The sequence below is a fragment of the Marinospirillum alkaliphilum DSM 21637 genome (assembly GCF_900119735.1).
GTDB lineage: Bacteria > Pseudomonadota > Gammaproteobacteria > Pseudomonadales > Halomonadaceae > Marinospirillum > Marinospirillum alkaliphilum.
In genome coordinates this window covers 219872-240502 of record NZ_FPJW01000002.1, presented here as the reverse complement: position 1 = coordinate 240502, position 20631 = coordinate 219872, and the positions used below count along the sequence as shown (strand labels likewise).

The 20631-nt window shown below is 54.2% G+C and carries 18 protein-coding genes; 3 read left to right on the top strand and 15 right to left on the bottom strand.

Annotated elements, in window-relative coordinates:
- Positions 1-4 precede the first annotated feature (4 nt).
- From fliQ to BT114_RS04295, 15 genes are all read right to left on the bottom strand, one after another.
- On the bottom strand, positions 5-274 hold the full coding sequence (fliQ, locus tag BT114_RS04365; RefSeq protein ID WP_072325118.1) for a flagellar biosynthesis protein FliQ: 270 nt from the start codon (positions 272-274) through the stop codon (positions 5-7).
- 36 nt (positions 275-310) lie between these two features.
- The gene (fliP, locus tag BT114_RS04360; protein ID WP_072325117.1) at positions 311-1060 is read right to left on the bottom strand and encodes a flagellar type III secretion system pore protein FliP; all 750 of its coding nucleotides are present in this window, start codon (positions 1058-1060) and stop codon (positions 311-313) included.
- A complete protein-coding gene (fliO, locus tag BT114_RS04355; protein WP_084661894.1) occupies positions 1057-1536 on the bottom strand; it encodes a flagellar biosynthetic protein FliO in 480 nt (159 codons plus the stop codon). The genes fliP and fliO overlap by 4 nt, the downstream gene beginning before the upstream one ends.
- Positions 1537-1544: 8 nt before the next feature.
- Positions 1545-2045, bottom strand: a complete 501-nt coding sequence (gene fliN / locus BT114_RS04350; protein ID WP_072325116.1) for a flagellar motor switch protein FliN — start codon at positions 2043-2045, stop codon at positions 1545-1547.
- A gap of 44 nt (positions 2046-2089) precedes the next feature.
- The gene (gene fliM / locus BT114_RS04345) at positions 2090-3067 is read right to left on the bottom strand and encodes a flagellar motor switch protein FliM (RefSeq protein ID WP_072325115.1); all 978 of its coding nucleotides are present in this window, start codon (positions 3065-3067) and stop codon (positions 2090-2092) included.
- A 49-nt stretch (positions 3068-3116) separates the two neighbouring features.
- Positions 3117-3617, bottom strand: a complete 501-nt coding sequence (locus BT114_RS04340; protein WP_072325114.1) for a flagellar basal body-associated FliL family protein — start codon at positions 3615-3617, stop codon at positions 3117-3119.
- 56 nt (positions 3618-3673) lie between these two features.
- Positions 3674-5062, bottom strand: coding sequence for a flagellar hook-length control protein FliK (locus BT114_RS04335; RefSeq protein WP_072325113.1), 1389 nt, complete (start codon positions 5060-5062; stop codon positions 3674-3676).
- 92 nt (positions 5063-5154) lie between these two features.
- Entirely contained in the window at positions 5155-5601 is a 447-nt protein-coding gene (locus BT114_RS04330; protein WP_072325112.1) for a flagellar FliJ family protein, read from the bottom strand.
- A 9-nt stretch (positions 5602-5610) separates the two neighbouring features.
- Entirely contained in the window at positions 5611-6963 is a 1353-nt protein-coding gene (fliI, locus tag BT114_RS04325) for a flagellar protein export ATPase FliI (protein ID WP_072325111.1), read from the bottom strand.
- Entirely contained in the window at positions 6963-8534 is a 1572-nt protein-coding gene (locus tag BT114_RS04320) for a flagellar assembly protein FliH (RefSeq protein ID WP_072325110.1), read from the bottom strand. Before BT114_RS04320 ends, fliI begins: the two co-directional genes overlap by 1 nt.
- Positions 8535-8588: 54 nt before the next feature.
- Positions 8589-9605, bottom strand: coding sequence for a flagellar motor switch protein FliG (fliG, locus tag BT114_RS04315; RefSeq protein ID WP_072325109.1), 1017 nt, complete (start codon positions 9603-9605; stop codon positions 8589-8591).
- Complete coding sequence (fliF, locus tag BT114_RS04310) at positions 9598-11352, bottom strand: flagellar basal-body MS-ring/collar protein FliF (protein WP_084661892.1); 1755 nt, start codon at positions 11350-11352, stop codon at positions 9598-9600. Before fliF ends, fliG begins: the two co-directional genes overlap by 8 nt.
- Positions 11353-11391: 39 nt before the next feature.
- Positions 11392-11784, bottom strand: a complete 393-nt coding sequence (gene fliE, locus BT114_RS04305) for a flagellar hook-basal body complex protein FliE (RefSeq protein WP_072325108.1) — start codon at positions 11782-11784, stop codon at positions 11392-11394.
- Between the two features lie 261 nt (positions 11785-12045).
- The gene (locus BT114_RS04300; RefSeq protein ID WP_072325107.1) at positions 12046-13398 is read right to left on the bottom strand and encodes a sigma-54-dependent transcriptional regulator; all 1353 of its coding nucleotides are present in this window, start codon (positions 13396-13398) and stop codon (positions 12046-12048) included.
- Positions 13376-14458 carry a sensor histidine kinase gene (locus BT114_RS04295; protein ID WP_177247041.1) on the bottom strand — a complete coding sequence of 361 codons (1083 nt, stop codon included), beginning with the start codon at positions 14456-14458 and terminating at the stop codon, positions 13376-13378. Before BT114_RS04295 ends, BT114_RS04300 begins: the two co-directional genes overlap by 23 nt.
- A gap of 93 nt (positions 14459-14551) precedes the next feature.
- On the opposite strand from BT114_RS04295, the gene dnaE reads away from it, so the two are divergent.
- The 3 genes from dnaE to tilS all read left to right on the top strand — a co-directional run bounded on the left by dnaE (position 14552) and on the right by tilS (position 20559).
- Complete coding sequence (gene dnaE, locus BT114_RS04290) at positions 14552-18145, top strand: DNA polymerase III subunit alpha (RefSeq protein WP_072325105.1); 3594 nt, start codon at positions 14552-14554, stop codon at positions 18143-18145.
- Positions 18146-18215: 70 nt separating this feature from the next.
- Positions 18216-19178, top strand: a complete 963-nt coding sequence (accA, locus tag BT114_RS04285; RefSeq protein WP_072325104.1) for an acetyl-CoA carboxylase carboxyl transferase subunit alpha — start codon at positions 18216-18218, stop codon at positions 19176-19178.
- Between the two features lie 82 nt (positions 19179-19260).
- On the top strand, positions 19261-20559 hold the full coding sequence (gene tilS / locus BT114_RS04280; RefSeq protein ID WP_072325103.1) for a tRNA lysidine(34) synthetase TilS: 1299 nt from the start codon (positions 19261-19263) through the stop codon (positions 20557-20559).
- Positions 20560-20631: the final 72 nt, after the last annotated feature.

The following is a 20631-nucleotide window of genomic DNA, read 5'->3' as shown; positions in this document are numbered from 1 at the left end:
ACCCCTAACCTATCAGATAGGGAATACTGTCTGCCAGACGCTGAAAAAACTCCATCAGCATACGCAGAATCATGGGCCCGGCAATGATCAGCGCCAGCAGGGTTGCCATCAGGCGTGGCAAAAAACTCAGTGTCTGCTCGTTAATCTGTGTGGCGGCCTGAAAAATGGCAACCGCCAAACCCACCAGCAAGCCAGGCACCACACCAATTGCAACAATGGTGATAACTATGAAAAGTGCTTCCCGCAGCAGGTCAACAGCAACTTCCGGGCTCATTGGCAACCTCCTTGCGCTAAATCAGGCTGAAGCTGGCTAATACCCATAACTGGCCGCCAGGGTACCCATCACCAGTGTCCAGCCATCCACCAGCACAAACAGCATGATTTTAAATGGCAAGGAAATAATGATAGGAGATAGCATCATCATACCCATGGCCATCAGAATACTGGCCACCACCATATCCAGTATCAAAAAAGGTATAAACAGCATAAAGCCTATCTGGAAAGCTGTTTTCAGCTCACTGGTAACAAAAGCCGGCACCAGCACCACAAACGGGACATCCTCCGGTGACTCGATCACATCATAACCGCCAATCCGGGCAAACATATCCAGATCCACTTCTCGAGTCTGGGCCAGCATGAATTCCTGCAGTGGGGCCCTGGCAAGCTGAACAGCCTCCAGTGGAGAGACTTCCTCTGCAATGTAGGGCTGCAGTGCTTCTGCATTAATCCTTTCCCATACAGGCGTCATGATAAAAAAAGTCAGGAATAACGTCAGGCCTATCAGGATCTGGTTGGAAGGCGTTTGCTGCAAACCCAGTGCCTGACGCAGAATGGCCAATACCACAATAATACGTGTAAAGCTGGTCAGCATGATCAACATCGACGGCAAGAGTGTCAGCGCCGTCATGATCGCCAGGATCTGGATGGTCACCGAATAACTTTGGCTACCATCATCCCCGGGAATCATCCGCAAGGCTTCCACACCCGGCAACTGTGCCATTGCCGGTAAAGGCAAAAGCAGCAGCGGCAACAACCAACCGATTGCATATACCCGCTTCATCGTTCCTCGTCTCCTGAATCACCTTTACGGTGTCGGGTTGTTTTCTGCTTCCAGTAATCCAACAGTGAAGCAAAAGCTGCCTGCTGTGAGCCTTCCGTCGATAATGGCTCTTCCAGGCGATGGATCAAGTTAATCTGCTGCTGGGTGACACCCAACAAGAGCTGTTCACTGCCAACCTGCACCAGGATCAATCGCTCGCGGTTACTCAAAGGCAACACTGCCAGAACTTTCATGCCTCCAGCCGCACCCATGGCACCAGGCACCAGGTTAAGCCGCCGCACCAACCAGGCCAGAAAAAACAACAGCAGCAGCACCACAAGCAGACCAAGCCCGATCTGGGTGGCTGCAGCTGCAGTGCTGGGCACAGGGCGATCACTCATCGCCAGCAAGGATGGACTGAAAAAACACAGCAAAAGCAGCGGGCAGGAAATCCCTGCCCGCTGTACCTTGATGTTTTTCAACGCTGCATACAGCATCTTGCTGATCAGCGCAGGCGCTTGATACGTTCGGACGGACTCACTACGTCCGTCAGGCGAATACCGAACTTTTCATTCACCATCACCACTTCACCATGAGCAATCAAGGTGCCATTCACCTTAACGTCCAGTGGTTCACCAGCGAGGCGATCCAGCTCAATCACTGAACCCTGGTTCAGCTGCAGCAGATTACGGATGGCAATCTCCGTGCTGCCAACCTCCATGGCAATGGTCACCGGAATATCCATGATAACTTCAAGATTCGGGTTATCACCATCAAAGCCTACCGAGTCATCCTCAAGGTACTCCAGTGGTGCTGACTGGATATCATCTTCCGTCAGCTCACCATCCGATTTCGCCTGCTCTTCCAGAGCAGCACCCCAGTCATCCATATCATCGGAAGCGGATGCAGACCCACCCTGCTCATTCATTGCAGCAGCCCAGTCATCATCAGTACCTGACTCATCCAGTGCAGATGCCCAGTCTTCGTTGTTTTCTTCTTCGCTCATCTTCCTTTTCCCAACGCGGTTTAAACGGGATCAGTGCTCACTGATCAGCGTACCAATCTGATCTGTTCTTTTATTTTCAGCGCCAGATTTTCACCTGAACGCCCCATTTTACATTTGAATACCGGTACGCCGTTGGCATGCAGGGTGACATGATCCGGCATATCAACCGGGATAATATCACCCGCTTCCAGGTGCACCAGATCCCTTAAGGTCAGCTTTTTATCAACGACCTTCACATTAAGTGGGATTTTGGCTTCCATGATATCGGCTCGCAAGGCTCGTACCCAGCGTTCATCAATATCATCCACATCCGACTGCACACCGGAATCCAGCTCTTCGCGTACCGGTTCAATCATCGAATAAGGAATGGTGATGTGCAGGTCACCACCACCACCATCCAGTTCAATATGGAAGGTGCTGACAACAACAACCTCGCTGGGACTGACAATGTTAGCCATTGCCGGGTTGACTTCAAAACCGATGTACTCAAAATTCAGCGGTAAAACTGTGGCCCAGGCTTCTTTAAGGTCGATAAAAACCTGTTCCAGCACCTTCTGCACAATACGGATTTCTGTCGGGGTGAATTCACGCCCTTCAATTTTGGCGTGACGACCATCACCACCAAAGAAATTATCAACCAGCTTGAACACCAGTTTGGCATCCATGACAAACAGGGACGTTCCCCGTAATGGACGTATTTTTACCAGATTCAGGCTGGTCGGCACGTACAGGGTATGCACATACTCGCCAAACTTCATGATCTGCACACCGCCCGATGCCACATGGGCACTACGGCGCAGCAAATTAAAAAGACTGATACGGGTATAACGGGCAAAACGCTCGTTGATCATCTCCAGGGTTGGCATGCGACCGCGAACAATACGGTCCTGACTGGTGATGTCATAGGTCTGCACATCACCAGCACCCTCGGCCGCTTCTGACGGATCAGGAAGATCGTCATCGTCAACACCGTGGAGAAGAAGGTCTATTTCATCCTGCGATAGCAGATCCTGAACTGCCATAAAAATTCACCCTATCAGTCTGGTGCAGTCTAACTGTTTTTATCTGGTGTCACTGCATGACAAAATCAGTGATCAGCACTTCACTAATTCTCACCCCTTCACGCTCTACCACACCCTGCACCACCTCAGCTGCGGATAGCTGCAGCTGCAACTTGCCTTCTGGTGTTTGCAGTGTTTGATAATCCTGTCGGGTAAAGAGCATATTGAGATTGTTCTTGATCAATGGCATGTGTTTTTCAATGGCATTTGCTGCAGCCTGATTTTCAGCCTTTACTGCCAGCGAAACCTGCAGAAAGCGTTGACGGCGATCCGAAGAGACCAGTGGCGCAACAAAAGGCTGCTCAAAGGTGTAATAAAAGGCGGTATTCAGCTGAATGCGGCCACTGGTCCCGGGCAAAGTGGTGCCTGCAGACTCTTCCGAAGGTGAACGATCCAGAAAAAACAAGGTTCCACCAACTGCAAGGGCGGCCACTATCGCCAGTCCAACCACCAGCCCACCAATCAATACCAGCTTGTTTTTTTTGCCACCTTCATTCACATCTTCAGCCATGACTCATTTCCTCCGGTTTGCACTCAAGCCGGAACAGATTATCCGGCAACCTAGCTTCAGGCATAATAGTCTATCAGACCCAGAGGCTGATCGAGTAACACTACCTGTGCCTGCTGTGAGTCATCATCCGAGCTTTCGAGTGCATAACCAGATCCTGACCGCCCGGAAGCCTTTCCATCTTCTCCCTGACCGTCATGAGACTCCTCGGAAACCTGGGCATCAGCCAACTGCAGCCCCTCTGCCTCCATCATCTCCCTAAGCCTAGGCAAAGACTGTTCCAAAAGCTCGCGGGCATGTGCATTCGGGGCCTGAAACACTACTGATGCCTGTTCACCCTGCATACGTATCTCAACCCTTACACTACCCAGATGCGGGGGATCCAGACGCATTTCGGCAACTTGCAGCCCCTTGCCATTCATCATGCTGATACGACTGGCCAGCGCCTGAGCATTAGCCTGAGCGGCCGCCTGCATCATGATTGAGGCGGGCTGCATACCCACCATGCGCGCCGCACCCTGCCCAACTGCTGCAGCCTGAACACCGGGCAATCCCAGCCCCGCCGCCTGTAATAGCTGTTGCAGTGATTCTCCACTCTGGCGCGGGGAGACCGCCACTGCGGCGCCATCTGCCCGACTCAACCTGGACACCATGTCAGCAAAAGAATCCTGACGCTGCTTGCCAGAACCTGTTTGACGTCCGGAGTTGCCGGACGAGTCAGACATCAACTCAGCCAGCGCATTTTTTGATGGCTCAGCTGCTAAAGGAGCAGCTCCCCTTTGTGCGGCATCGCGAACTTCAAGCGGACGCCCATCTTGCTGCTGAACTGGCTGCAGCTCCAAACCTGTTGCAACCACCCTTGTGCCCGCCAATCTTGCTGGGTCCAGCTCCCTGCTGCTGAGCAATTGCACCAACTGGTTCAAGCCAGCCAACAGTGCATTCTGATCCTCAGCCTGCTGTAAAAGACTGGTCATCTGCTGCTGCAAGTCATCTGGCAACAGCGTGAGTAATGAGCCACCCTCTGCAAGGGTAGCCTGCAAGTTTTCCAAAGCCTCAGGCGATAAATTTGCCAACCAGGAATGCAGTTCATTGAGTAGTTGGTCGCGCACCTCATCATCAAGACCGGCAAGAAAATTCCGCGCCTCATCACTCAGCGGCAAAACTTCGCCACCCTGAACAACGGTTTCTTTTACTGGTTGGGCTGCTTCACCACGAGATGAGTGCAACCGAACCTTTTCCTGAGAAGGGGCTTCGGTGCGTGTTGATGCATTTGTTGGGCGAGTGTGTTGTGGCTGCGTTGGCCCATCACGATCCATACGGCTGGCAAGATGGCTTTGAAAATCCTGCCCGTCTTGTGGTGACCTTGCGCTGGACTGGGAACGACCCACTGCATCAGTGGAAACCGGTGTGACATCAAGCAGAAAATTTAGTGGGGCAGATGAATTCATTGGCAAAATTCCTTAGGTGCCCAAGTTTAAGTACAGGGCATAAGCCTTCTTTGCCATTTACTCAGCACAAAGTGTGCCAGATAAGGAAGGGGTTAACGCATACGCGCAATACGCATGGTATTCAGCTCGTCAAACAGCTTTTGTTCCTGGCGATTAGATTGCACCGCTTCTTCCCTGCGAATCGAATCCATGGCACTGCTGACAGCCTGAGCTCTTGCGCGGGTTTTAATCCAGTGCTCTGTCACCTGCGCTTTCTGCTGCTGCAGTAGATGCAACTGTTCATTCTGCTGAATTTGTGCTGCCTCAAGGCGTTGAATAAACAATTGGTAGCGCATGACTGCCTGCACATCCATTCTGCGACCGGCCTGATCCCCACCACGCATTAATTGCAGGTATTCACCTTCATAATTTTTCAGCAGCGCTCGGGTCGCTTCTTCCTGGGCGATTTTCTGGTTCAGATAACCCAGTGCGCGGGCGGCTTCATCTACCTTGGCTTCCGCCATTTTTAATACAGGTTCCAGGCGTTTTTCACGGCCCATGCATCCTCCTTACCCTGCCAGTGGCTGCTGAGGTGACATGTTTTTTGCCAATAGCTCAAGACGCTGGCGACTGGTCAGCAAATTGATCTGCTCATCCAGTGGCTGACGTAAAAACTGACGCATCGCCGGCATCAGTGCAATTGCCAGATCTATCTCCGGGTCACTGCCACGGGTATAAGCCCCGACGTTGATCAAGTCGCGGTTCTGCTGATAGCGGGCATAAAGCTGCTTGAAGCGGTAAACCCAGGACAAATGCTCGGCAGAAATGATCTGGGGCATGGCACGGCTGATGGATGCTTCGATATCGATAGCGGGATAATGCCCCTCTTCTGCCAAACGCCTGGACAGCACCACATGTCCATCCAGAATCGCACGAGCAGCATCCGCGATAGGATCCTGCTGATCATCACCTTCAGTGAGCACCGTATAAAAAGCAGTGATGGATCCCTTTCCCTGTGCAGCATTACCCGTGCGCTCCACCAATTGCGGAATTCGGGCAAAAACAGAAGGCGGATAACCTTTTGTGGCTGGCGGCTCACCTACTGCCAGCGCTATTTCACGTTGTGCCTGGGCATAACGCGTGAGTGAATCCATCAGCAACAGTACACGCTTTCCCTTATCGCGATAGTATTCCGCAATACTGTGTGTCAACTGAGCTGCGCGCAAACGCATCAGCGGCGCATCATCTGCAGGTGAGGCAACAACAACAGAACGGGCCATGCCTTCAGGACCCAGAATCTGTTCAATAAATTCCTTAACCTCCCTGCCCCGCTCACCGACCAGACCCACCACCGTGATATCAGCCTGGGTAAAGCGAGTCATCATGCCCAGCAATACCGATTTACCCACACCACTGCCGGCAAATAAACCCATACGCTGGCCCTGACCCACCGTCAGCATTGAGTTGATCGCACCAACCCCGACGTCCAGCGGGGTGTCGATCGGGTGTCTGTCCAGTGGATTGATCGGACGACCATTCAGACTGGCCTCACCCTCTGTTGCAAGCGGACCACGGTCATCCAGTGGGCGACCATAACCATCCAGCACACGCCCCAACAGACCAAAACCCACCGGAACATTCAAAGCGCGCATATTGGGTGTCACCCTTGCTCCAGGGCGCAAACCTTCCGCAGTCTTCAATGGCATGAGGTAAACGTGGTCACCCGCAAAACCAACAACTTCGGCCTCTACCGGCTCACCAGTCACGGATTCGATATCACAATAAGAGCCAACCGGCAGGTTACAACCCACCGCTTCAAGTGTCAGACCCACCATCCTGACCAGCCGCCCTTCAACGAGCGGACGATCAACCTTGATCTGCTCCTGAAAAGCTTTTAGCCGATCAGCCAGAGCACTGGTCATCACTGCTGCTCCTGATCGGGTGGAAGCTCCGGTAACTCATCATCCTTTAATGAGGATTCAAGGTCATCCATCCATGCATTTTCAAGGGCATCTTCCAGGTAACGATCATCATGTACCGACTCAGGCGCCCAGGCTTTTTCTTCCATCTCAGACTCAGCCTCACTCACCTCAAGCTGATCCATTGAGGCTGCTTCATCTGAATCCGCCTTCAAAGACGGTGCTGCCAGATTTTCTTCAAAGCCTTCAAGGAAGGCATCCAGTTCAGCTTCAGCATGGTCGCCATCTTCAGCAACATTTTCTTCCGTGTTTCCTGATTGCTGGATCAATGCATCAAATGCCTGCTCAAAAAAAGCGTCTTCATCAGCTTCAGCCGGCTCAACAACATCATCTACAGGCTCATCAACTACACTTGATGCATCAGTAAGTGCAGCATCCATGGCAGGATTATCCTGAGGCACAGCTTCCGGTACATCAGGAACTGCTGCTGCACCAGCGGCACCAGCATCTGCTGGCAGCTTGCGAGGTACACCTCCCCGTTGCAGGCTTACCCGCGTAGGTTCAGTTGCAGCAGGAGTCATCACGGCAGCCTCTTCGCCATCCGACAACAACTCTTCCGCACTTGCATCAATACTTGAAGCCTCAGGATCTGACGGATCTACTGCCGAAGAATGGTCAGGATCCGGTATATCTTGTCTTAGCTGCGTAGTGGATGGCTCAGTGAACGCCAGGCTTTCAAGAGGAGAAGTGTCTTTGGTCGGAAGCACATCGTCTGGCAATGGTTTTAGGCTGGAGTCATCCACTCGGTAACCAGCATTGAGCAGCTGATCGATCACTTTTTTGTAGCGATTTTCCAAAGTTGAGTCCACCAGGCTCTGCAGGGTTTCCACCCGCACGCCACCCGGTGTAATTGCAGGGTCGGAAACCAGCCGGTAGTCCTCCAGCAGATCTCGACAAGCAGCTTCGGCCAAAGCCTGATCATCAGGGTGAATAAAAATTCTCAGGCGTTGATGGCCCACAGGAAGCGCAGCCACCGACTCGCGGAGTACATCAGCCAAAAAGGTACGATCAAGGGATATTTCACGACGCAGAATGGCTCGGGAGACCAGGTCAACCAGCGACAGCAAGGCCTCTTCTACCTCGTGCTCCAGTCTTGCTACAGGACCTTGCAACTGTTCAATCAGCCCTTGCAAACGTGCCAACTGCTGATCCACTTCATGACGTGCCTGTTCAAGGCCTCGCTGATAACCAGCATCAAAACCAGCTTGCTGACCTGTTGCTTCGCCCTCAGCATAACCTTGGGCACGACCATCCTCATAACCTTGCAGCTGGCCTTGTGCCTGACCTTCAGCAAAACCTTCAAGACGTGCGGCTTCACGTTCGGCAAGAATTTCTTCAGGGGTGGGGATATGCGGTTCTTCTAATTCAGCAGCCTCAGAGGCTGAAGCCTCCTCTTCCGCTTTCAGCTCATCCAGGCGCTGGGCAATACGGCGACGCACACCGGTAAGGTCCGGCATTTCCCAGCGTTGGTAAGCAATATTTGCACTGGCCGGTATGCGCTTTTTGTTATGCACTTGTACATCCCCAAAAGGTTTCCTGGCTTATTCAGAGTGGTGGCTGGCCTCAGATCAGACCAGCTCATCACCACCCGATGCAAGGTTGATGGTGCCATCTTCTGCAAGACGCCTTGCAACACCGAGGATTTCTTTCTGCGAAGATTCAACTTCACTGACACGAACAGGACCCTGAGCCTCCAGGTCGTCCCGCAGCAGCTCAGCAGCACGCTTGGACATGTTTTTGAAGATTTTTTCCTGTACCCGTGCTTCCGCACCTTTCAAGGCCAGCGTCAGTGTTTCCGGTTTAACCTCACGCAACAGGGTCTGCAGATCCTTGTCATCCAGATCAGCAAGGTTATCAAAGACAAACATCAGGTCTTCAATTTCCTCTCCCAGCGCTTCATCAATTTCCTTAATGGCATCCATCAGTTCACCTTCAACGGTGCTATCAAGGTTGTTCATGATGTCAGCAACCACCTTGACACCACCCATACTGGTGGTTTGTGTGCCACCCGAACCGGAGAACTGTTTTTCCAGAATGTCGTTCAGTTCTTGCAGTGCCTGAGGTTGCACGGATTCCAGAGCCGCAACGCGCAACATGACATCCAGGCGAACCTTGGGATCAAAGTAGCGCAGAATCTCAGCACCCTGATCAGGATCAAGATAGGACATCACTATGGCCTGAATCTGTGGGTGCTCAAAACGGATGATATCAGCCACAGCGCGCGGCTCCATCCATTTCAAGGTATCCAGACCGGTGGTGTTACCACCCAGCAGTATCCGGTCAATCAGGCCATTGGCCTTGTCTTCACCCAGCGCTTCGCTGAGCATGCGGCGGATGTAACTATCAGCACCCACACCCAGACCAGTTTGCTCACCAACGTCTTCCAGAAAGTCACCCAGCACCTCTTCAACCTGGGCACGACTGACATTCTGCAGCTGTGACATCGCCAGACCGATCTTCTGAACTTCCTTCGGCCCCATGTGTTTGAGCACCTGCGCTGCATCTGTCTCACCCAGAGACATCAGCAGGATTGCAGCTCTTTCCAGCGAGGAAAGGCTCTCATTATAGAGATCGTCGTCACTCATTATTTGCTATCCAGTGGCGCACAACCTGGGCAACGCGCCCGGGATTCTCGGCAATCAACGCTCTGATGGCATTCAACTGGCGCTCATACAGGTCGCTGGGTGGTGCCAACAACGGATCATCTGAAGCGCTAAGTGTAACCTGGTCATCAGAAAGACCACCATCCAAGGGTGCCAGCGCATCCAGCTCGGCATCATCCACATCCTTATCGGAGCGCGTGGCCAGATTGCGGAGAATGGGTCGCAACACACCAAAAATCAGAATCAGGACAAACAGGCCTGCCAGTATCTGTTTGGCAAGATCCCATACCCAAGGCTGCTCCCACAAGGGCAGTGCGGGCAGTTCTTCAACCATGCCCTCAACAAAGGGTGAGTTGATCACGCTGACGCTATCACCACGGGCCGCACTGTAACCTACGGCGTTGCGTACCAGCGTGGTAATCCGCTCAATTTCGTTTTCGTTCCAGGGCAGCCGCTCAGCCACACCAGTTTGTGGGTTACGCTGGATCAGGTCATCAACAACCACTGCAACCGTCATGCGCGCAATGCGTCCAGAGTCATTCCGCGAATAACTCAACGTACGATCCAGCTCAAAGTTGCGAGTCGCCTGTGAACGGCGGTTGGTCGGTGTCTGAGCCCCTCCACCCAGGCCTGCTGCCTCTTCAGGGGCAAAGCCATCCTGGGGCGGCTGGTTGGACAAGGCACCCGGAATTCCCATCGGACCAAAATCACCAGAACGCTGTTCATCTACCGTCTGTTCACTACGAATGGCAGGCATATCGGGATTAAACAGCTCTGCACTCTGTTCGATCTGGGTAAAATCGATATCTACAGATACAGCAGCCTGAAAACGACCTGGTCCTGCCACCGGCTCCAGAATGGAGCGAATACGTTCATTAATGCGCTGTTCAACCAGACGGGTATGTTCCAGTTGGCGTGCCATCGCCTTGTCTGTCTCGTTTTCTTCCCGTTGAGACAAAAGATTGCCGCGCTGATCAACAATCGTGACATCCTTGGCATCCATCTGTGGAATGCTGGATGCAACCAGACGCATGATGGCCTGCGCCTGGGACGGCTCCATGCTGCGGCCAGGCGTCAGATTCAAAAACACGGATGCTGAAGGCTTGCGTTGATCACGCAGAAAAACCGACTGCCGGGGAACCGCCAGGTGAACTCGTGCCTGCCTTACACTTTCGAGACTTGAAATGGTGCGCGACAACTCACCTTCGACACTACGCAGATAGCGGGCATTTTCCATAAACTGGCTGGTACCCAGCCCCTGATCACGCTCCAGCAACTCATAACCCACAGTGTTGGGCTGACGTATGTCTGCACCCGCAACCTGCATGCGAGCACGATGAATATCATCTTCACGCACCAACAAAGCACCAGAGGAAGGATCGATTCGGTACTTGATACGATTTTGCTCAAGAATTTCAACAATGGCTGCTGAATCCACTTCATTCAGGCTGGACATCAGTGGACGGTAACTGTCGGACTGCGACCAGAGCACCACGGCAAAACCCAGTGCAATACTTGCTGCAAACCCAATCAGCAGAGCCATCTGACGCAATACGTCCAACTGATTGAAGTTGGACAGGATGGTCTCGGCCCGGCTGCCGCTTTTCAGAAAGCTGGACTTGCCTTGCCTGTCGCCCTTGTCCGCAGTAACGCCGCCTGCGTCCGCCTGCACAGCTTCCGGCAGGTTAGCTGCAGAATCAGCCGCAACATTGGCAGGTGCATTTTCCATTCAATAACCCCAGTTATTCCATTCTGATCACCAGGGTGATCAGATCGGCATCCGCATGATTTCTTGGTAGGCACCAACCAACCGTGACCTGACCTGTGACATGGCTTCAAAAGCCACTGTTGCCTTTTGTGAGGCAATCATCACGTTCACGATATCAACATCCGGATCTCCCAGTTCATAGCGAGTCCGCAGATCGTTGGCTGTCTGCTGATGACCATTCACATTATCGATGGCCTGTTTGAGCAGACTGGCAAAAGACGGTACTTCCTTGACCGGCAAAGAGTCCTGCACGCCTGCAGGACCAGTAACACCTTCGCGCAAGCCGTGCACGAGTGGCCCCTGCCCTACAGATGAAGAAAAACCCGAATTGATCTGGCCTTGTGCCGAGCGAATTTGCATCAGCACACCTGATATGTCAGCGCGTTCTATCATTCCGGCCTACCCTGGTTACCCATCTGCCTCAGCACGCATTAAAAAAATGTTACATTTATGCATGTGCCAAAGCTGTTTTGAATGTTTTTTTGTTTGCATCCCCTGCATACAGCCACAGACACCCGACTGCAATAAGGGCGCAGCTTGCTTACTCTACCGAAAAGCCTGACGCGTGACTACACCAAGCGCCTACAATTTATCGGTAAATACTGATCTGATATGTTTCGAAATGTAAGCATCCACACCCATGATTACACTTCATCACCCTTCCTGCAAAAAACCCTCTTCCCGCATTCGCGCCAGCTTGTAGCGCAGCGTTCTTGGACTGATTCCCAGCCGCTCAGCAGTCTCTTTTTTCTTACCACCTTCCAGACGCAGTGCATCCAGAATCATGCGATATTCCTGCTCCCTGAGGTCTTCACGCAAATCTTCACCACCACCACCTGAAAGCTCAGGCTTTGGCACACCCGTCACGGGTACTGCCACCTGCTCAATAACCAGACTCCGCGGGGTGATCGGGTCACCACCCGCCAGAATCAACGCTCGCTGCATCACGTTTTCCAGCTCACGCACATTACCTGGCCAGCTATGCTGCTTTAGCATTTTAGCAGCATCAGGATGAATTTCCGGAGCACGAGCCACACCCATACGCTGAGCATGCTTGACCAACAAGGCTCGCGCCAGCGGCAGTATATCTCCCAGCCGCTCCCGCAGCGGGGGCCAGGCCAGCGGAAACACATTCAGGCGGTAGTAGAGGTCCTCACGAAACACCCCATCCGTTACCGCCTGACGCAAATTGCGGTTGCTGGTTGCCAATACCCGCACATCCAGCTTCAGAGTCTTGCGCGAACCCAACCGCTCCACTTCCTGCTCCTGCAACACCCTTAACAGCTTGGACTGCAATTCCAGTGGCATTTCGGTCACTTCATCCAGCAGCAGGGTACCGCCGTCCGCCTGTTCAAACTTGCCCGGTGTGCTGGCATTAGCCCCGGTAAAGGCCCCCTTCTCATAACCAAACAGGGTTGCTTCCAGCAAACTTTCCGGTATGGCCGCACAGTTGATGGCCACAAAGGGCTTATCAGCCCGCTGAGACTGCATATGAATATAGCGCGCCAGCACCTCTTTACCAGTACCCGATTCACCACCAATCATCACCGAGGCGTCACTTTTAGCCACTCGTGCAGCCAGTTGCAGCAGCTCTCGACTGGCCGGGTCATCCACTACTGGCCCATCAGATTCAACACCTGCCGCAGGACGCGACTGCAACAGGGGACGCAATACTTTCACCAGCACATCCGGCTCAAAGGGTTTGACCAGATAGTCCGCTGCGCCCCGGCGCATGGCTTCAACGGCCTGATTAATTGAGCCGAAGGCAGTCATCAGCACCATGGGAATCCCTGGCCAGTGTTCGCGCACCGAATCCAGCAGTTGATGCCCATCCATCACCGGCATGCTGACATCGGAAACAATCAGGCTGACCGGCTGTTTTTTTAACAGCAACAAGGCTTCCTGACCGTTGCCAGCCGAGATGTAAGACCAACCCTCCAGCGCCAGGGTATCTTCCAGCGCTTCCCGCAGGTCCGCATCATCCTCAACGATCAGTATCTGCTGCATCTTCTGCTCCACTATTCAGTAAACCACCTTCCATCGGCAAGGCAATCCAGGCTCGCACACCCTGTCCAGGGCGGGACTGCAACCAAAAACGCCCTTGATGGGCTTCCACCACAGCACGCACGATGGCCAAACCTAATCCGGTACCCTGAGACTTGGTAGTATAAAAAGGCTCCTGGGCTTTTTGAACCTTGTCCTCATCAATGCCGGGGCCATCATCAGCCACACACAATAACAGGTGCGCCCCTTCAAAACCCGGCAGATCGTCCACCACCTCCAGGTGCAGGGTGATGCCCGGTGCCGGACTGACCGCCTCCACGGCATTATTAACCAGATTCAGCAGCGCACCCACCAGTGAATCCAGGCTGGCCACCAGCTCACCATCAACCGATTGCACCTCCCAACTGAACCGCAACTGATGCCGCTCAATCACCGGCTGTACAGCCTCCTGCAAGGCATTCACCAACTCCGTCAGGGAAATACGTCGTGCCATGCGGGTTTCACCCTTGGCAAAAATCAGCATGTCACGAATCTGCTGATCCATGTGTTGCAATCGTCCCTTGAGTTTTGTCGCGAACTTTTTCTGCTGCTCTGCCTCCAGCCCTTCCTTCTGCAGGTGCCCGGCATACAGCAAGGCCGTTGACAAGGGTGTTCGCAATTGATGTGCCAGGGATGCCACCATATGCCCCATCGATGACAGCCGTTCATGGCGCGCCAGCTGTTCTTGCAAACGCCTGGTTTCAGTCAGGTCCTGCAACAGAATCAACTGGCCACCACTGGCTGATAGGGAGTTGATCGACAAACTCACCCGCCGCCCATCCTTCAAGGATACTTCGTGACCATCATCACTGCGCGGCGCAAACACCCGCTGCACCACGTTTAGCCAGCTTTCCTGCAACAGGGGCTCACCCAGCAGCGCCAGTGCAGCAGGATTGGCCTGATTGACTCGCCCACGGGTATCGAGCATCACCAGACCGGCAGGAATGGCAGCCAGCACATCATGCAAGGCCAGCTCCGCAACCTTCCCGGACAGGGTTTCAGCTGCATCGGAAATCATTGTCATGACAAAACTCCCCATCAACGATCAGCCATTTTCGCACAGCCTGTTCCCTTTTGGTTAGAATAGGTCTTTTGATCAACCCGCTGCCGGAATCCCATGCCGACCACCTTTGTCCACCTGCGCCTGCACACCGAGTTCTCCCTGCACGATGGACTGGTGCGACTGAAACCGCTGATCAAACAGACTGAAAAGCTGGGCTATCCAGCCCTGGCCGTCACTGATGACAGCAACCTCTTTGCACTGGTCAAGTTTTACAAGACCGCCCAGGGTGCCGGTATCAAGCCCATCATCGGCAGTGACATCTGGCTGGAGCCACTGGAAGAAAATGCACCCCCGGCGCGCATGACCCTGCTGGCCATGGACAACACCGGCTACCGTAACCTCACTGAACTCCTGTCACGTGCCTGGCTGGAGGGCCAGCACCTGGGGCAGCCCCGCCTGAAAGCCGAATGGATCGCCGCTCAGCCGCAAGGACTGTTAGCCTTATCAGGGGCCAGAGAAGGACAGATCGGTCAGTTACTACTAGCCGGCCACACCGGCCAGGCTGAAGAGTGGTTACGTTACTGGATGCAGGTGTTTCCTGATGCCTTTTACCTGGAGGTGCAGCGCACCGCCCGTGCCGGTGATGAAGAATGCCTGCATGCCAGCCTCGCTCTGGCCCAGCAATACAACTGCCCACTGGTCGCCACCAATGACGTGCGCTTCATGGATCGCAAGGACTACTGGGCGCACGAAACCCGGGTCTGCATCGGCGAAGGCCGTATTCTGGATGATCCGCGCCGGGAAAAACGCTACACCGAAGAACAATACCTGAAAAGCCCGGAAGAAATGGCCGATCTGTTCAGCGACCTGCCGGAAGCCCTGGCCAACAGCGTGGAAATTGCCCGACGCTGCAACGTGGATGTGCAACTGGGTAAATACTTCCTGCCGGAATACCCCATCCCCGAAGGCATGACCCAGGATGAATATTTCCGGCAACTGTCCCACGAAGGCCTGACCCGCCGACTGGACAAACTTTACAACCCCAGGCCGGAAAACTTCACCGAAATCGAAAAAGAGTATCGTGATCGACTGGATTTTGAGCTGGACACCATCCTGCAGATGGGGTTTCCCGGCTACTTCCTGATCGTGATGGACTTTATTCGCTGGGCCAAAAACAACGGCGTGCCCGTCGGACCGGGCCGTGGCTCCGGTGCTGGCTCACTGGTGGCCTATGCACTGGATATCACCGATCTGGACCCGCTGGAATACAGCCTGCTGTTTGAGCGCTTCCTGAACCCGGAACGAGTTTCCATGCCGGACTTTGACATCGACTTCTGCATGGATGGCCGTGATCGAGTCATCGACTATGTTGCAGAAACCTATGGTCGCAACGCTGTTTCCCAGATCGTCACCTTCGGCACCATGGCCGCCAAAGCGGTGGTGCGGGATGTGGCTCGTGCCCAGGGCAAGCCCTACGCGGTTGGTGATCGCCTGTCCAAGCTGATTCCTTTTGAAGTCGGCATGACACTCGAAAAAGCTGCTACCGAAGTCGAGGAACTCAAGGCGCTGGAGCAGGCCTACCAGACCACCCGCGAACGTGATTTGACCGAACAGGAACTGGAAGCCCTGGATCAGGAGGGTTACGAAGTCTGGGCCATGGCTCGCGAGCTGGAAGGCATCACCCGCGGTACCGGTAAACATGCCGGCGGGGTGGTGATTGCCCCCACCAAACTGACTGATTTTTCACCGCTGCTGGCCGACGAAGAAGGCAAGGGACTGGTAGTGCAGTTTGACAAAAATGATGTGGAAGAAGCCGGACTGGTCAAGTTCGACTTCCTGGGCCTGCGCACCCTGACCATCATTGACTGGGCGATCCGCGACGTTGACCGGTTGCGTGCCCGCAAGGGTGAGCCGCCACTGGACATCACCACTATTCCGCTGGATGACAAGCCCACCTACACGCTGCTGCAGAAGGCCGAAACCACCGCAGTGTTCCAGCTGGAATCCCGCGGCATGAAAGAGCTGATCAAAAAGCTCAAACCCGACTGCCTGGAAGACATGATCGCTCTGGTGGCCCTGTTCCGCCCCGGCCCCTTGCAGTCCGGCATGGTGGACGACTTCATCCAGCGTAAACATGGTCAGGCCAGGATTGCCTACCCCCATCCCGATTACCAGCACGAATCCCTGCAGCCGGTACTGGAGCCCACCTATGGCATCATCCTTTACCAGGAACAGGTCATGCAGATTGCCCAGGTACTGGCCGGTTTCACTCTGGGCGGCGCCGACATGCTGCGTCGTGCCATGGGTAAAAAGAAACCGGAAGAAATGGAAAAGATGCGTGGCATCTTTCTTGATGGTTCGGAAAAAAATGGCGTCAATCGTGAACTGGCCGGGCAAATTTTTGATCTGGTGGAAAAATTCGCCGGTTACGGCTTCAACAAATCCCACTCGGCTGCTTATGGTCTGGTTTCCTACCAGACGGCCTGGTTAAAAACCCACTACCCGGCAGCCTTCATGGCAGCAGTACTGTCCACCGAAATGAACAACACCGACAAGGTGGTGATGCTGGTGGAGGAGTGTCGCGCCATGGGGCTCAACATCACCCCGCCGGACGTCAACCAGGGCAGCTGGCGTTTTGCCGTCAGCTCGGAACAGGAAATCATCTACGGTCTGGGTGCCATCAAGGGGGTTGGGGAAGGCCCGGTGGAAGCCATCGTGGAAGCCCGGGATACCGGCGGTCCGTTCATTGACCTGTTTGACTTCTGTCAGCGGGTCGACATGAAACGCCTGAACAAGCGCAGCATTGAAGCACTGATCCGCAGCGGCGCACTGGATCAACTGGCCAAGGGTCGCCACCTGCTGATGGCGGCACTGGAAGATGCCGTCAAGGCTGCTGACCAGGCCAATCGCAACGCCAGCCTGGGCATGATGGATCTGTTTGGTGAATTAACCGCTGAGGCAGATGACAAGACTGGCACCACTGACCCTTATGCCGCTTACCGTCATTTACCCGAATGGACTGAAAAACAACGCCTGGCTGGAGAAAAGGATACTCTCGGCCTGTACCTGACCGGTCATCCCATTGATGAATACGAGCAGGAACTGAAGCGCTTTGTCAGCCGCAAGATCGCCAGCCTGCAAGCATCCCGCGAACCCCAGCGCATTGCCGGGCTGGTGGTGGCGTTTCGCACCATGAAAAACAAGCGGGGAGAAACCCTGGCCTTCCTGACCCTGGATGACCGCTCCGGGCGCATCGAGATTTCCGTATTCGGTGAAGACTATGAACGTTACCGGCAACAATTGCAGAAAGATGCCCTGCTGATCATTGAAGGCGAAGTCCGGGAAGACAGTTTCACCGGTGGCCTGGCCATGCGCTGCAAGGACATCACCCCGATTGCCGAAGCGCGCAGCAAGTTTGCCAAGGCACTGGAAATCCGCTTCCACGAAGCCAGCTTTCAACCGCAACAGGCCGAACTGCTGGCCCAGAGCTTACAAAAATACCACCTGCAAGGTGAAGGACTGCCAGTGCAGATTCACTACACCTGCAGTGATGGCCAGGCCTGGTTACGCCCAGCAGACCACTGGCGTGTGGTACCCAGCGAGCAGTTGCTGGAAGAGCTGATGCAGCAGCTGGGGCGGGATGCCGTACACCTGGTTTACTTGAATGAAGGTGAAAACACCAACCATCAGCAAAAAATTACCGCATAATTTTTGAGTCCGGGGCCGCTTTCGACTATAGTTGCGGCAAATTTTCCTTCCTGATTCCGTTTAAAACACCATGAACCTGAATTTTCTCGATTTTGAACAGCCCATTGCCGACCTGGAAGCCAAGATTGAAGAACTGCGTCTGGTAGGTAACGACTCAGACGTCAATCTCAGCGATGAAATCAGCCGTCTGCAGGAAAAAAGCTACAAGCTGACTGAACAGATTTTTTCCAACCTCAGCTCCTGGCAGGTTTCCCAGTTATCCCGTCATCCGATGCGTCCTTACACCTTGGACTACATCAATCTGATGTTTGATGATTTTGATGAGTTGCACGGTGATCGTCATTTTGCTGACGATGCCGCCATTGTTGGTGGCATGGCTCGCCTGGAAGGTCGCCCGGTGATGGTGATTGGCCACCAGAAAGGCCGTGACGTAAAAGAAAAGGTGCGTCGTAACTTTGGTATGCCGCGTCCAGAAGGTTACCGCAAGGCCCTGCGCCTGATGGAAATGGCTGAACGCTTCAAGATGCCGATCCTGACTTTTATCGACACCCCCGGCGCTTACCCCGGCATTGATGCCGAAGAACGCGGCCAGTCCGAAGCCATTGCCTTTAACCTGGCGGTGATGTCCCGCCTGAAAACCCCGATCATTGCCACAGTGATTGGTGAAGGTGGTTCCGGTGGCGCTCTGGCCATTGGTGTCTGTGATGAACTGATGATGCTGCAATACTCCACCTATTCGGTGATTTCACCGGAAGGCTGTGCTTCCATCCTGTGGAAGAGTGCCACCAAGGCTCCCGAAGCGGCAGAAGCCATGGGCCTGACTGCCGGTCGCCTGAAAGAGCTCGGACTGGTTGATACGCTGGTCCCCGAACCCCTGGGTGGTGCTCACCGCAACCCTGAGCAGATGGTGGCCAGCCTGCGCACTGCCCTGCTGCAAGCACTGAACAAGCTTGACAAGAAAGACACTGATGCCCTGCTGGAACGGCGTTACCAGCGCCTGATGAGCTACTCCTCATTGCAGGAGCTGGGCTGAAACAGCTGACAGCAACACCCGAGGCGGCCAGTGCCGCCTCTTTCATTGGCTCTGACATTTGTTCTGACCTGTCCCTGCAGCCATGCATGCACTCCTGAAACACCTGCAGCAATGCCTGCCACCCAATGCCAAACACCTTGGTGTAGCCTTCAGTGGTGGCATGGACTCACGTGTCCTGCTGGAACTCACACATCAACTGGGTCAGATACGCCCTGAACTGCAGATCAGAGCCCTGCACGCCCATCACAACCTTTCACCTCAGGCTGATCACTGGGCCAGTTTCTGCACTGATGTCTGCCAATCACTGAATCTGCCACTGACACTCAGCCGACTTCAGATCAGGGATGAGTCCGGCGCCAGTCTGGAAAACCGCGCACGCAAGGCCCGTTACCGTTTTTTTGAACAAGTCTTGTTACCCGGAGAAATCCTGTTGCAAGCCCACCATCAGAATGATCAGGTGGAAACACTGCTGTTACGCCTGTTGCGTGGTGCCGGTACCCAGGGATTAAGTGGCATGCCACAACAGCGAGCACTGGGAGCAGGTCGTCTGTTACGTCCCTTGCTGGACATTCCGCGTAGAGAATTGCAAGCCTTTGCCCTGAGCCTTCAGTTGCAGTGGATTGAAGATGAAAGCAACCAGCAGACTCACTTTGACCGTAACTTTCTGCGCCTGCAAATCCTGCCACAGCTTCAGGCTCGCTTCCCTGCTACCTCAAACAATCTGCTGCGCGTGACCCAACTGGCACAACAGAGTGAACAACTGCAACAGGAACTGGCTGAGCTGGATCTGCAAACCTGTAAGGCTGATGCACACAGCCTGGATCTGACCGGACTGATGTCCTTTTCCAGACACCGGCGCATCAACCTGCTGCGCCATTGGCTGCAGCAACACAGTCTGCCCCTGCCCGGTCATCAATACTGGGACGAACTCGAACGCCTTTGCTGTGCACGGAACGACGCCAGCCCGTTACTGGGCTGGGGTGAAGGTGATTGCCGTACCGAAGCCCGTCGCTTCCGGCAGAGATTGTTCATTGCGCTGGCCAGCCATTTTCAGCCACTGCCAACCGACTGGCAGGTCGACTGGGATGGTCAGACACCCTTATGGCTGCCTGATGGCAGATGCCTGTCGCTGCAACTGAGGCCAGAAACTTCAAGTCTGCTGCCGGATACCAGCCACCCGATCAAACTGACTGTGCGGTCACGCCAGGGCGGTGAATCCATTAAGCTGGCTCAACGTGGCCAGCGGGATGTCAAACGCCTGCTGCAGGAACTGAACCTGCCACCCTGGCAGCGCCAACAACTGCCTTTCATCTGGCATCAGGATCAATTGGTGGCCGTGAGTGACCTGCTGGTAGCGACGGGTTGGCAACGGCAGTTGTGAGCACTTTCCTGCTTTGGATTTTCAAGTCGTTCTGTTAAACTGCGCTCCCATCTAAAAGCTTTTCCTCCCTGT